Origin of the sequence: Rahnella variigena (assembly GCF_003610915.1) — a bacterium.
In the GTDB taxonomy this organism is placed as follows: Bacteria; Pseudomonadota; Gammaproteobacteria; order Enterobacterales; family Enterobacteriaceae; genus Rahnella; species Rahnella variigena.
Window position 1 is genome coordinate 2,208,233 of the sequence record NZ_NSDJ01000001.1, and the last position, 12,954, is coordinate 2,221,186.

The following is a 12,954-nucleotide window of genomic DNA, read 5'->3' on the forward strand; positions in this document are numbered from 1 at the left end:
TGAAGGGGGACGCAAAAAGTGGGAACCCATTCATCAGATTTATAATTGATTATCCTGTGTCAACATTTGGGATTATCACGACAGATTATGCCGCCTGAAAGCGCCGCCGGAGTCAGCCTCTGTAACCGCCCGTTACAGGCCTGCAGGAGATAAATTCACGCACGGCGGCGTTCTGTGGTAGAATCGACCCAACTGGCGCACTGCAGTTTGTGCCGAATCCTCGTGGTAATGCCTCATTTGCCTCGTCTGATCATCCACTCTTGAAACTGCACCGAACCCCGTTCGGGTTAGAGTGGACTGGAGCTTTTCCTTATATGTCATTTGATTCCCTCGGCTTAAGTGCCGAAATTTTGCGTGCTGTTGAAGAACAGGGCTATCGCGAACCTACGCCTATTCAGCGTCAGGCTATTCCTGTCGTGCTGGAAGGTCGTGACCTGATGGCGAGTGCGCAGACCGGTACCGGTAAAACCGCTGGTTTTACCCTGCCGCTGCTCAATATGCTCAGCCATACCAACGCGCAATTCAAAGGACGTCGCCCGGTTCGTGCGCTGATCCTGACCCCAACCCGTGAGCTGGCGGCGCAGATTGGTGAAAACGTACAGGCTTACAGCAAATACCTGACCCTGCGTTCGCTGGTGGTATTTGGTGGTGTGAGCATCAACCCGCAGATGATGAAACTGCGCGGTGGTGTGGATGTTTTGATCGCAACGCCTGGTCGTTTGCTGGATCTTGAACATCAGCGTGCTGTTGATTTATCTCAGGTTGAAATTCTGGTGCTGGACGAAGCCGACCGCATGCTGGACATGGGCTTCATTCATGACATCCGTCGCGTGCTGGCGAAACTGCCTGCCAGGCGTCAGAACCTGCTGTTCTCCGCGACCTTCTCTGATGAGATTAAAGGTCTGGCGAGCAAGTTGCTGACCAACCCTGCTTCTGTCGAAGTAGCCCGTCGCAACACCGCTTCTGCGCAAATTGAACAAAGCGTTCACTTTGTTGATAAGAAACGTAAAAGAGAATTGCTGTCTCAGATGATCGGCGAAGGCGACTGGAAACAGGTGCTGGTCTTCAACCGTACCAAACATGGCGCAAACCATCTGGCTGAGCAGCTGAATAAAGACGGCATCACTGCCGCCGCTATTCACGGTAACAAAAGTCAGGGCGCACGTACCCGCGCACTGGCCGATTTCAAAGCCGGTTCTATCCGTGTTCTGGTCGCGACTGACATCGCTGCGCGTGGTCTGGATATCGACCAGCTGCCGCACGTGGTGAACTACGAGCTGCCAAACGTACCGGAAGATTACGTTCACCGTATCGGCCGTACCGGTCGTGCGGAAGCCACCGGCGAAGCGATTTCTCTGGTGTGCGTTGACGAACACAAACTGCTGCGTGATATCGAACGTCTGCTGAAACGTGAAATTCCACGCATCGCGCTGGAAGGTTACGAGCCAGACCCGAGCATCAAAGCTGAGCCGATCATTAATGGTCGTCAGGGCAGCGGCGGCGGTGGTCGTGGCGCGCCACGTCAGGGCCAGCGTCCGGGCGCACCGCGCTCTGGTGCTCCACGTTCCGGCGCTCCGCGTCAGGGCGGAAATGGTCAGCGCAGCGGTACCTCAGAAAATCGTGGTTCAGAAAACCGCGGTTCAGCTGAAAACCGTCCGGCACGTTCGCGTCCTGCTCATGCAGGTCAGCGTCGCACCGGCAATGCAGGCAGCGGCAACAAGTAATTGTTATCACTGTTGTGCAATCAAACCGCCTTCACCGGCGGTTTTTTTTCGTCTGCAATCTAGCTGATCCGGTTTATCGGATCACATAGGCACAACGCCGTGCGCCCTGTAAAATATGCTCGGTGCGTTGCACATCAGCATCCAGCACTTCGCTGAACACATCGCGTTCTGCCCGGCAAAATCCCTGACAGGTAGCGGCGGCGGCACAAATCGGGCAGTGATTTTCGATAAACAGATAACTGCCATCTTCCTGTAATGTCCAGTCCGCCATATAACCTTCACGGGTACGGATATCCGTCAGCCTTTGCAATTTTTCTTCCATCGACACCGCCCCGAGCATCGCCTGGTGGTAGTTTTCCTGCGTGATTTTTTCCCGCGAAGTGATCAGCTGATCCAGCGCTGAATCGCCCAGAGAGGTGCGGATCAGCTGCAAAAGTTGTACGGTGAGATCGGCGTGCGCATCGGGGAATCGCGCATGGCCTGCGGCGGTCAGCTGCCAGTATTGTGACGGGCGGCCGACACCCTGGGAAACGGCTTTGGCTTCCACCAGACCTTCTTTTGCCAGCTTCACGAACTGTTGTCGTGCGGCTTCTCCGGTGGTGCCCAAAAGGTGACCGGCATCACTGGCCTGTAATTCCCCGCGCGTTTTCAGAAGCGTCAGCAGGCGCTCTGCCACACTTTGTCTGACGTCATTTTTATTTTCCAAGTCATTGCTTGACATATTACCTCGGCGGGTTCTAGATTACGTAAAACATATTCCAAGTTATTTCTTGTTTTAATCATACCATAACCACATCACGCTTCAATGTGTGGAAAGCACAAACCAAAGGGATGCAGAGAAATGTCGGGAAGTCAGAACGGTTGGGCGGACTTATTCAGTGCAGAGAACCGCGGGAGCGCCATCACCCTCAGTGCCGGTGTCGCGCTTTACGCCACCAACAGTTACATCGTGATCACCATTTTGCCCTCTGTCGTGCAGGATATCGGCGGGCTGGCGTGGTATGCGTGGAACACTACACTGTACGTCGTGTGCTCCATACTGGGCTCGGCACTTTCCGCCCGTCTGATGCGGACCGCCGGACCCCGCGGCAGTTATCTGATGGCGACCGGTATTTTTATCGCCGGTGCCGCGATTTGTACCGCCGCACCGAATATGCCGGTGTTGCTGCTCGGAAGGGCGTTGCAGGGGCTGGGCGGCGGATTCCTGTTTGCGCTTTCTTACGCGATGATCAATCTGCTGTTTAAAGAATCTCTCTGGCCGCGGGCAATGGCGCTGATTTCTGCCATGTGGGGGATTGCGACGCTGATCGGCCCGGCAGTGGGCGGGATTTTTGCGGAACTGCACGCCTGGCGTTGGGCATTTGGTTTGCTGCTGCCGGTGACGTCTTTGTTCGGGCTGTGGGTATGGCGGATTTTGCCAAAAGCGCAGCGTGAAAAACAGGCCGACGAGCCGTTACCGTTGATGCAGCTGGCGTTGCTGACCGGCTCGGTGCTGGTGGTTTCTGCGGGGAGTTTGTCCTCCGAAGGCCTGATTAACCTGCTCGGATTCGTGATTGCGGTGGTGATGATGTTAATTCTGCGTCACCGCGAATTTACCGCTGATGTCAGGCTGCTGCCGCGCGATGCATTACGCCGTTCTTCTCCGCTTTACGGGCTGTATCTGGTGATGAGTCTGCTGATTATCGGCCTCGGCTGCGAACTGTTTGTCCCTTATATGCTGCAACATTTGCATGGTCAGGCGCCGCTGGCGGCCGGTTATATCACGGCAGCCGCGGCAGCGGGCTGGACATTAAGCGAAGTCGCGAGCTCCGGCTGGACAGGTCGCCGTGCCGACAACGCCATTGTCTGCGGGCCGGTGATACTGGCTGCCGGTTTGCTTTTATTGTTGTTTACCGTACCCGTCGCGTTTGGTCTGCCGTGGCTAAATATCAGTGGTGTGGTTCTCGGGCTGACGCTGGCCGGTTTCGGCATCGGTCTTGGCTGGCCGCATCTGCTGACCCGCGTGCTGCAACAGGCTCCGGAGGACGACCGCGAAAAAGCCGGTGCATCAATAACTGTCGTGCAGTCTTTTGCGTCAGCGCTCGGCGCGGCACTGGCGGGCACTGTCGCTAACTTCGCGGGCGTGAGTCAGGGAGATGCCGGTGCGGCCAACGCGGCATTCTGGATGTTCCTGCTGTTTGCCATACCGGCGTTCCTGGCTGTGTGGATTGCCTGGCGCTCGGTAAAAGCCCGGCAGGCCAGCGGCAATGCGCCGGAACACCTGAGCCGCGATTTGTCACAAGGGTAATTGCCCGGCGGCGGGCCATGCGGTAATCTTGCGCGTCATTTTTAAAGGTTGAACAACGATGCGCGTATTACTGGCTCCGATGGAAGGTGTGCTTGATCCTCTGGTTCGTGAACTTCTCACTGAAGTGAACGACTACGATTTGTGCATCACTGAGTTTGTGCGTGTGGTCGATCAGCTGCTGCCCGCCAAAGTTTTCCATCGCCTGTGCCCCGAATTACATCACGACAGCCGTACGCCCTCCGGTACGCGGGTGCGTGTTCAACTGCTTGGACAATATCCGCAATGGCTGGCTGAAAACGCCGCTTTTGCCGTTGAGCTCGGCTCTTACGGAGTGGATCTCAACTGTGGTTGCCCGTCGAAAATGGTCAACGGCAGCGGCGGCGGAGCCACGCTACTTAAAGATCCTGAGCTGATTTATCAGGGTGCGAAAGCCATGCGCGCCGCCGTTCCCGCGCATTTGCCGGTGACCGTGAAAGTACGTCTTGGCTGGGATTCCCTCGAGCGCAGTTTTGAAATTGCTGATGCAGTACAGCAGGCCGGTGCCACCGAACTGACCGTTCACGGGCGAACCAAAGAAGACGGTTACAAGCCGGAGCGCATTAACTGGGCCGCGATTGGTGAAATCCGTCAGCGGCTGAGTATTCCGGTGATTGCTAACGGCGAAATCTGGGATTACGAAAGCGGTCAGGCCTGTCTGCAAACCACCGGTTGCGATGCGGTAATGCTGGGGCGTGGTGCGTTGAATATCCCGAACCTCAGCCGCGTGGTGAAGTACAACGAACCGCGTATGCCGTGGCCGGATGTGATGACGCTGTTGCAGAAATACACCCGTCTGGAAAAGCAGGGCGACACCGGTTTGTATCACGTTGCGCGTATCAAACAGTGGCTGAGCTACTTGCGCAAAGAGTACGAAGAAGCGACAGAGTTATTTACTGAAGTGCGCGTGCTGAAGACGTCGAAGGAAATTGCCGAACGCATCAACCGGTGATGCCATGATGTCTTTCCAGGGGCAGAGAGACGACAGAATCCGGAGGGACGCTTTTAACCGTCCCTTTTTCATTTCAGGCTAATCTTACGCAAGTGTTCACTTACTCGCCGTTCCACGGTTGGCGGGCGCTGGTGACAGACTTTGTGACAAATAGAATTGAAAAATGCGGGTGCTAAGACTATTCGCGTCCCTTATAATTCCGCCCGCTGTTTCGACATAACTCAATGACAACTTTCTAAATACAGAGCAATGCATGTGAAAATCCGTCTTCTGGTTCTGAGCTTATTAGCCTTAAATACAGGCATGTTGTCTGCACCTGCCGCCTTCGCTGCAAAGCAAGAGCAGGCCGTCGCCCCGATTGTTCAAATTGCTTCCGGCAGCGCCATGGTGGTGGATCTTAAAAGCCATGAAGTGATTTATTCCCGAAATCCTGATGAGGTGAGGCCGATTGCCTCCCTGACAAAGCTGATGACCGCTATGGTCACGCTGGATGCGAATCTGCCACTCGACGAAGTGATTAACGTCGATATCAGTAATACGCCTGAAATGCGCGGCGTTTTCTCCCGCGTGAAAATCAACAGCGAAATTACCCGTCGTCAAATGATTCAGCTGGCGCTGATGTCTTCGGAAAACCGTGCAGCAGCCAGTCTCGCGGCGCATTATCCTGGCGGTTACTCAGCATTCATTAAAGCCATGAATGCCAAAGCGAAATCGCTGGGAATGACCCACACGCATTATGTGGAACCGACCGGTTTATCGCCGCATAACGTCTCGACTGCACGCGATTTGACCCGTCTGCTGCTGGCTTCCCAGCGTTATCCGCTGATCGGCCAGCTGAGCACCACAGCCGAAAAAACCGCGGTCTTCAGCCATCCGGCGTATGCCTTGCCATTTCGTAATACCAATCATCTGATCATAAACCCGTCCTGGAATATCCAGCTGACCAAGACCGGTTACACCGATGATGCAGGGCATTGTCTGGCGATGCGCACCACCATCAACGGTAAACCGGTTACCCTGGTCGTGATGGATGCTTTCGGAAAATACACCGCATTTGCCGACGCCAACCGTCTGCGCACCTGGATGGAAACCGGTAAAACTGTGCCCGTTCCACAAATTGCGAAGAACTATCGTAAGCAGAAAGAGCAGCAGAAGACGCAGCCTTCCGTCGAAGAAGCAGACGACTAAAAATATCCTGCATACTTCGGACCGCAATGGCGTTGGCGACGTTCACTCACCCGAATCACTGACTAATGTCAGCTCATCGGGATTCGTTCGCTTGCCGCCTTATTGCAATCCGAATTATTTGGATATTTCAGTCATTGCTGATAAATGAAAAAGTCCGGCCATGTGCCGGACTTTTTGTTTGCAGGGAATGAACTGATGATCAGAAAATCAGTTTAAAGACACCTGTGAGGGTCAGCAGGCCGACGATAAAGATGATGGCGATGATCCACAGAATAATTTTCATGTTTTCTCCTTAACATACTTTTCAGTCATCATCAGCCGTCCGGCTAAGCCAATGATATTCCTTATCAGTATAGCTTCTGCCTGCGTTTTTGCTTTTTGCTCGCTGTTTTTTCAGGCCAGCGCCGCGCGTAAGCCACATTCGGGGCTGGTGAGCGGTTTGCCCGTTTGTGTCAGCTGCGCCGCGCCGGTCATTGATGCCTGTGCCAGCACCACACAGACCGCACCTTTCAAATATTGCGCATCAGCCGCTGCCGCGATGGCCTGTAAGTATCCCGCCAGATCACCCTGCTTAAACTTTTCCCATGCGCCGGTTACCAGACGGATTTCAAACTGTGCCTGCGGATGCTTTTCCACCTGCGTGAATAACTGTTGCGTCGGCTCCAGGGTCGTTTCGACTGCACACAGCACGACCACATTGCCCGCCGTTTTCATGGCCTGTTGCGCCAGCGCCTGATCGACTCGCAAAACCGGCACCGTGGCTGTTTCGCTGGCAAGCGTTGCGGCTGAACCCAGCGTCGAGCAGGTCAGTAAAACGCGGTCGGCATTTTCACTCAATGCCAGCAACACATCGGCAGTTTGCTGACGAATATCCTCAGTCAGTCCGCCTGCCTTTTCGGCTGCGGCCAGTAAATCAGGCCGTGAGACATGGAGAAACTGATGCTGAGTTAGCCCAAGCTCCCGCGCTGTATGGTCAAATACCGCAATATTGCTGTCCGCCGTGTGTAAACAGGTGATGCGCATGTGATTCTCCTGAGTAATGCGTGTCACTACGTTAATGAATTTCTTTCCAGTATGCAGGGCTTTTCGCCTGTAAAAAATTGTTAGTTAGTGTACGAACTCACTACCAAATAAATAATACCTTGATTTAAAACAAATAAAGTATGTACCAGTTGGTACAAAATATCTTACTTTCGCCTAACATCTTCGTATAATCTCCGTCACAAAATAAAAGCCCACCGCAGATGTGGGTACTTCCCCGTCAGACCCCGCTAAAAGGAGTTTTATCGTGAAACGCAGACATTTTCTGACCTCTATGGCGGTGCTGTTATTCAGCACTGCGCTGAAGGTTAAAGCCAAAATCTTCTCCGGTGGTATGCCGTGGATTATCCATTCGGTTCGTCCGCCAAAACCGGTGGTCGCCGGTGAATGGACATTTTTCACGCCCGAAGAAGTCAGCCTGGTGGAAACCCTGGCCGACCGTATCATTCCGGCAGATGAACTCAGTATCGGCGGTAAAGAGGCCGGTTGCGCGGTGTTTCTGGATCGTCAACTGAGCGGCGATTTCGGCAAAGCGGTAACTACCTATCGTCTCGGGCCGGTGATTCAGGACGGGTTGCCGCAGGCCGGACCGCAATATAAAGACACGCCAGCCGAACGTTACAAACTGGGGCTGACGGCGCTGAATAACGTCGCGAAATCGCGCAATAACGGGAAAAACTTCACCGAGCTTTCCGGCGAACAACAGGACGATTTACTGCGTCGCGTGGAATCCGGCGAAATTCCGCTGGCGGGCGTCAACGGCCAGCTGTTCTTCAACATGTTAGTGCAGAACATGCGTGAGGGATTCTTCTCCGACCCGTTATATGGCGGCAACAAAGATATGGCGGGCTGGAAAATGCTCGGTTTCCCCGGTGCGCGTTATGACTTCCGGGATGTCATCGACCGCCGTGGCGAAGACTTACATATCGAGCCGGTCAGCATGTTGTCCCAATACGAAAAATCATAAAAACCGCCCACGAACGGTCATTGATTGAATTGATTTTTGCAGGAGTAAATGTCGTATGAGTAATAAACGTGAAAAGGTCGATGCTGTCATCGTCGGCCTGGGTTGGGCAGGTTCGCTGATGGCGAATGAGCTGACGCTGGCAGGACTGAATGTGGTGGCAATTGAGCGCGGTTCATGGCGCGACACCAGCAACGATTTCCCCACCACTATTGATACCGATGAGCTGCGCTTTGTCAGCCGCCGCGCGATCATGCAGCCGACGGCGGTGGAAACCCTGACATTCCGTAATAACCCGATCCAGCAAGCGTTACCGCTGCGTGAATTTAATACCTATCAGTTTGGTATGAATGTCGGCGGTGCGGGTACGCACTGGAATGGCATGACCTGGCGCTTCCTGCCGTACGATTTCCAGAGCTACAGCCAGACAGTAGAACGTTACGGCAAGAACAAATTCCTCGAAGGTATGCAGGTGCAGGATTGGGGCGTGACCTATGATGACGTCGAACCGTTCTACGACAAATTCGAACGCTACGCGGGTACGTCCGGGAAAGCGGGCAACATCAAGGGTGAAAAAATTGAAGGCGGGAATGTCTTCGAAGGGCCGCGCAGCCGCGATTATCCGCTGCCGCCGCTCAAACGCACCCAGCTGTCGATGATCTTTGATAAAGCCACCCGCGAGATGGGCTATCACCCGTTTGCCGTGCCTGCGGGTAACACGTCTGATGCTTATACCAATCCGCTGGGTATTAACATGGCGCCGTGTACTTATTGCGGTTACTGCGAATTCTTCGGCTGCGGCAACTGGTCAAAAAGTAGTCCGAATGCCTGTATCTTACCAGCCGTCATGCAGCGCCCCAATTTCACGGTAATCACCGAATCTGAAGTGTTGCGCGTGAACAAAGCCGCCGACGGCAAAACCGCTACCGGAGTGACTTTTATCGGCAGCGACGGCGTAGTATGGGAACAACCCGCGGACATCGTGGTGATTTCGGCTTACCAGATGGACAACGTGCGCCTGATGCTGCTTTCCGGCATCGGTAAACCTTACGACCATAAAACCGGCGAAGGCGTTGTAGGCCGTAACTATGCTTATCAGACCGTTTCCGGTGCAGGTTTCTTCTTTGAAGATGAAATGATGAATCCGTTTATCGGTGCCGGTGCGCTGTCTCAGGCGATTGACGATTTCAACGGCGACAACTTCGATCATACCCACCACGATTTTATCGGCGGCGGTGTGGCGCTGGTCCATTCCACCAACGGACGTCCGATTGGCTATTCCAATAACGTACCGCCGGGCACTCCGCGCTGGGGGGCTGACTGGAAGAAAGCCGTCAAACAAAGCTATCAGAACTACAACAACGTCTATTGCATGGGCAACAGCTACCCGCACCGCGATGTGTTCCTTGATTTAGATCCGGAATATAAAGATCGCCACGGCCAGCCGCTGCTGCGCGTGACCTTTGACTGGATCGAAAACGACAAACGCTCAGCGAAATTTATGGCCGACCGCTCGGTTGAGATTGCGCACGCGATGGGCGCAAAAACCGTTGTCCGTCAGGAACCGACCACCAAACCGTTCTCACCGATGGATAACCTTTCCTCGCATACCACCGGTGGCGCCTGCATGGGCGACGATCCGAAAACCAGCGCGGTAAACCGCTATCTGCAAAGCTGGGATGTGCATAACGTCTTTGTCTGCGGCGCTTCAGCCTTTGCTAATAATGGCGGATATAACCCGACCGGTACCGTGGGTGCGCTGACCTTATGGGCAGCTGAAGCCATCAAAACCCAGTATCTGAAATCTCCTGGTCCGCTGGTGAGGGTTTAAGCATGAGCGTGAAAAAGACATTAGCAATTATCGCGGGCGTGGTTGTCATCGGCGGGCTGGGTTTTGTCGGTTTTAAAACCTGGCACAACGCCAGCCAGTCTGGCGATTTTCAGGCTCCGGCTGCGGCAGCCATGACCGGCAAAACCGCCATTGAGCGCGGCAAATATCTGGCACTGGCAGGGGACTGTGTGGCCTGTCATACCGCGCCAGGCGGCGGTAAACCTTTTGCGGGCGGCTACGGGCTGAACACGCCGTTCGGCACGATTTACGCCACTAACATTACGCCGGATAAAGAAACGGGCATTGGCGGATGGACCGATCAGCAGTTCATTAATGCGGTGCGCAACGGCAAAGGGATCAACGGCGAGAATCTGTATCCGGCGATGCCTTACAACGTTTACGCCAAGGTCAGCGATCAGGACCTGAAAGACATCAAAGCGTATCTGAATACCGTGCCTGCCGTGCATTATGACGGCCCGAAAACGGATTTGCCGTTTCCGTATAACATCCGTCTGATGATGTTCGGCTGGAACCTGCTGTTCCTGGATACAGCACCGTTCAAAGCCGATCCGTCGCAGTCGGCAGAATGGAATCGCGGCGCGTATCTGGTGGAAGGGCTGGGGCACTGTACATCGTGCCATACTGCAAAAAATCCTCTGGGCGGTGATAACTTTGGCGTACATCTGCAGGGCGGAGAATTGCAGGGCTGGTTCGCGCCGGAAATCACCGGTAATACCCGTCAGGGCATTGGCGACTGGAGCAATGACGAAGTGGTGCAGTACCTGAAAACCGGAGCGAACTCGCGTACCGTGGCTGCCGGTCCGATGGCGGAAGCGGTCACGAATTCACTGCAGCATTTGTCGGATTCAGATCTGCATGCTATCGCGGTTTACCTGAAAAGCTTGCCGGGCAGCAAAGATAATTCCGCGCCTTTAGCCGCTAATTCCGCGATGGCCAACGGCAAAGAACTCTACGCCGATAACTGCGCGGCATGCCATCAGAATTCCGGTGAAGGGGTACGCAACATGATCCCTGCCCTGAAGGGTAATAACGGCGTTCAGGCCACCCGGCCGACCAACATTCTGCACGTGCTGATGAACGGCGGGCAGGGGGCGGCCACGGCAAGCAATCCGACCAGTGCGGACATGCCTGAGTTCGGCTGGAAACTGACCGATCAGCAGATGGCGGATGTCAGTACGTATATCCGTAACGCATGGGGAAATCAGGCGCCGGCGGTTAGCAAAGACGACGTAGCAAAAGCGCGTAAATCTCAGCAGGGTGCTGCAGCGTTACATAATCCCGAACAGCAGTAAACGAAAGCTAACGTAAGTAATAAAGTTTAAAGAGCCTCGTAAGGGGCTCTTTTTGTTGGTTTTTATTCATCATCTAAATGTAAGATTTCGAAGCATAGATACATAAGCAGTGGCATGTGAAACGAGAAGTAAATTGATTTGATATGGTTATTTATACAGCGCAAAATCCCCCCAGATTAAGAGTTTCTAAACAGGGAAAGCTCATAAGCTCATGTGAGGGACAACAGCCATGTTTCAGCTCAGCACAATGGATATCTCGCCCGTCAATCCGATGCTCTACTTTCCCGGTGCCTCTGCCTGGCCGGAAGAATACAAAGGAAAATTGCTCATGGAAAAGCTCATGCAAAATCAGATCAATAATATCGAAAAACAAGGGATCAAAAACGGTGAGGAAATTGCCGGACTGAATCTTCGTGTAGGGAAGGTGGAGCAGCAGGTCACTCAGCTGACGGAAGTGGTCACCGACACTAATCTGCGGGTCGGCAAACTGGAGTATCAGATGGTCACGCTCACTGAAGCGGTAACAGATATCGGTGTGCGTGTAGGAAAAACTGAACAGAACATCTCCCGCATCGACGGGCATCTTCTTAGGATTGACGATCGACTGGTGCATATCGACAAACGGTTTGAACAAGTCGACAAACGGTTTGAACAAATCGACAAACGGTTTGAACAGGTGGATGCGCGCTTTGTAAAGATTGAAGCCTCATTAAGCGCCATGCAGAAGATGTTTTATGACCTTATGATCCAACAGACTCGCTGGATTATTAGCATGATGCTGGTACTGGTAGGTGCAACTTTTACAGCCGCTCGCTTTATCCATTAAGAGGTGCCTGCTGCGGTCAAACGCTGATTACGATAAGTTGAGCGCAGCAGCAAAACTGGCAATAACGGCTATAATATAGACAGGTCGCCACCTTCCTTGTGCCCTTGTGTGACGGGCATTTCCGAAGGTCTATCACTGCACGCCGCTGGCGGCTTTCGGCGTACAAGGGGGTGTTTCATGGCAAATCATGTCTGGGGACTTTTATCCCATCCTGGTCCCGAACTGCAGCAAATCCAGCGTGAGCGGGAAACCGTTTCACATGTGTATTCCCACCATGTTCTTTTGATGGCGTTGATCCCGGTTGTCTGTTCGTTTATCGGTACAACACAGTTGGGCTGGAATTTCGGTGACGGTCAGACGCTGATGGTTTCCATGTTCACCGCGTCGTATATCGCCGTTATCTTCTATGTTCTGATGCTCGCCGCTGTCGCACTCATGGGGCGCATAATCTACTGGATGGCACGTCGTTATGACAGCCGCCCGACACTCAACAGCTGTATCGTGTTTGCCGGTTATGTTGCCACGCCGATGTTCCTCAGCGGTCTTGTTGCGCTTTATCCGATGGTCTGGTTATGCCTGTTCGTCGGCATCATCGGGCTGTGTTATAGCGGATATCTTTTGTATCTCGGCATTCCTAACTTCCTGAATATCGACCGTCGCGAAGGATTCCTGTTCTCCAGTTCAACGCTGGCAATGGGCGTTCTGGTATTAGAGTTACTTCTGGCTTTGACGGTGATTATGTGGGGTTACGGAACACAATTATTCTAACGTAATGGCTATCTTACTTGCCAT

At 53.6% G+C, this 12,954-nt stretch carries 12 protein-coding genes; 9 read left to right on the forward strand and 3 right to left on the reverse strand.

Annotation, left to right across the window (positions count from 1 at the left end):
* Window positions 1-314: 314 nt before the first annotated feature.
* Complete coding sequence (gene rhlE / locus CKQ54_RS10215) at window positions 315-1,724, forward strand: ATP-dependent RNA helicase RhlE (protein ID WP_113877892.1); 1,410 nt, start codon at window positions 315-317, stop codon at window positions 1,722-1,724.
* Between the two features lie 73 nt (window positions 1,725-1,797).
* Here rhlE and CKQ54_RS10220 read toward each other — a convergent pair whose 3' ends face one another.
* Window positions 1,798-2,445, reverse strand: coding sequence for a helix-turn-helix transcriptional regulator (locus CKQ54_RS10220; RefSeq protein ID WP_120160463.1), 648 nt, complete (start codon window positions 2,443-2,445; stop codon window positions 1,798-1,800).
* Between the two features lie 120 nt (window positions 2,446-2,565).
* Here CKQ54_RS10220 and CKQ54_RS10225 point away from each other — a divergent pair, with 120 nt between their 5' ends.
* The 3 genes from CKQ54_RS10225 to pbpG all read left to right on the forward strand — a co-directional run bounded on the left by CKQ54_RS10225 (window position 2,566) and on the right by pbpG (window position 6,187).
* The gene (locus CKQ54_RS10225) at window positions 2,566-4,011 is read left to right on the forward strand and encodes an MFS transporter (protein ID WP_120160465.1); all 1,446 of its coding nucleotides are present in this window, start codon (window positions 2,566-2,568) and stop codon (window positions 4,009-4,011) included.
* Window positions 4,012-4,069: 58 nt separating this feature from the next.
* Entirely contained in the window at window positions 4,070-4,999 is a 930-nt protein-coding gene (dusC, locus tag CKQ54_RS10230; protein WP_112291338.1) for a tRNA dihydrouridine(16) synthase DusC, read from the forward strand.
* A gap of 249 nt (window positions 5,000-5,248) precedes the next feature.
* Window positions 5,249-6,187, forward strand: a complete 939-nt coding sequence (gene pbpG, locus CKQ54_RS10235; protein WP_167459627.1) for a D-alanyl-D-alanine endopeptidase — start codon at window positions 5,249-5,251, stop codon at window positions 6,185-6,187.
* 199 nt (window positions 6,188-6,386) lie between these two features.
* Here the strand turns inward: pbpG and CKQ54_RS26170 are convergent, their stop codons facing one another.
* Both CKQ54_RS26170 and CKQ54_RS10245 read right to left on the reverse strand, forming a co-directional pair.
* Window positions 6,387-6,470 carry a small membrane protein YohP gene (locus tag CKQ54_RS26170; protein WP_019105993.1) on the reverse strand — a complete coding sequence of 28 codons (84 nt, stop codon included), beginning with the start codon at window positions 6,468-6,470 and terminating at the stop codon, window positions 6,387-6,389.
* A gap of 110 nt (window positions 6,471-6,580) precedes the next feature.
* Window positions 6,581-7,210: an aspartate/glutamate racemase family protein gene (locus CKQ54_RS10245; RefSeq protein WP_120160471.1), complete on the reverse strand. Its 630-nt coding sequence runs from the start codon at window positions 7,208-7,210 to the stop codon at window positions 6,581-6,583.
* Window positions 7,211-7,475: 265 nt separating this feature from the next.
* On the opposite strand from CKQ54_RS10245, the gene CKQ54_RS10250 reads away from it, so the two are divergent.
* The 5 genes from CKQ54_RS10250 to CKQ54_RS10270 all read left to right on the forward strand — a co-directional run bounded on the left by CKQ54_RS10250 (window position 7,476) and on the right by CKQ54_RS10270 (window position 12,930).
* A complete protein-coding gene (locus CKQ54_RS10250) occupies window positions 7,476-8,195 on the forward strand; it encodes a gluconate 2-dehydrogenase subunit 3 family protein (protein ID WP_120160473.1) in 720 nt (239 codons plus the stop codon).
* Window positions 8,196-8,250: 55 nt separating this feature from the next.
* On the forward strand, window positions 8,251-10,023 hold the full coding sequence (locus CKQ54_RS10255) for a GMC family oxidoreductase (protein WP_120160475.1): 1,773 nt from the start codon (window positions 8,251-8,253) through the stop codon (window positions 10,021-10,023).
* 2 nt (window positions 10,024-10,025) lie between these two features.
* Window positions 10,026-11,336, forward strand: a complete 1,311-nt coding sequence (locus tag CKQ54_RS10260; RefSeq protein ID WP_120160477.1) for a c-type cytochrome — start codon at window positions 10,026-10,028, stop codon at window positions 11,334-11,336.
* 229 nt (window positions 11,337-11,565) lie between these two features.
* On the forward strand, window positions 11,566-12,162 hold the full coding sequence (locus CKQ54_RS10265) for a hypothetical protein (RefSeq protein WP_120160479.1): 597 nt from the start codon (window positions 11,566-11,568) through the stop codon (window positions 12,160-12,162).
* Window positions 12,163-12,339: 177 nt separating this feature from the next.
* The gene (locus CKQ54_RS10270; RefSeq protein ID WP_113877882.1) at window positions 12,340-12,930 is read left to right on the forward strand and encodes a Yip1 family protein; all 591 of its coding nucleotides are present in this window, start codon (window positions 12,340-12,342) and stop codon (window positions 12,928-12,930) included.
* Window positions 12,931-12,954: the final 24 nt, after the last annotated feature.

Coding starts and splice junctions, on each gene's coding strand:
- rhlE (WP_113877892.1), top strand. CDS start 315: ATGTCATTTGATTCCCTCGGCTTAAGTGCCGAAATTTTGCGTGCTGTT.
- CKQ54_RS10220 (WP_120160463.1), bottom strand. CDS start 2,445: ATGTCAAGCAATGACTTGGAAAATAAAAATGACGTCAGACAAAGTGTG.
- CKQ54_RS10225 (WP_120160465.1), top strand. CDS start 2,566: ATGTCGGGAAGTCAGAACGGTTGGGCGGACTTATTCAGTGCAGAGAAC.
- dusC (WP_112291338.1), top strand. CDS start 4,070: ATGCGCGTATTACTGGCTCCGATGGAAGGTGTGCTTGATCCTCTGGTT.
- pbpG (WP_167459627.1), top strand. CDS start 5,249: ATGCATGTGAAAATCCGTCTTCTGGTTCTGAGCTTATTAGCCTTAAAT.
- CKQ54_RS26170 (WP_019105993.1), bottom strand. CDS start 6,470: ATGAAAATTATTCTGTGGATCATCGCCATCATCTTTATCGTCGGCCTG.
- CKQ54_RS10245 (WP_120160471.1), bottom strand. CDS start 7,210: ATGCGCATCACCTGTTTACACACGGCGGACAGCAATATTGCGGTATTT.
- CKQ54_RS10255 (WP_120160475.1), top strand. CDS start 8,251: ATGAGTAATAAACGTGAAAAGGTCGATGCTGTCATCGTCGGCCTGGGT.
- CKQ54_RS10260 (WP_120160477.1), top strand. CDS start 10,026: ATGAGCGTGAAAAAGACATTAGCAATTATCGCGGGCGTGGTTGTCATC.
- CKQ54_RS10265 (WP_120160479.1), top strand. CDS start 11,566: ATGTTTCAGCTCAGCACAATGGATATCTCGCCCGTCAATCCGATGCTC.
- CKQ54_RS10270 (WP_113877882.1), top strand. CDS start 12,340: ATGGCAAATCATGTCTGGGGACTTTTATCCCATCCTGGTCCCGAACTG.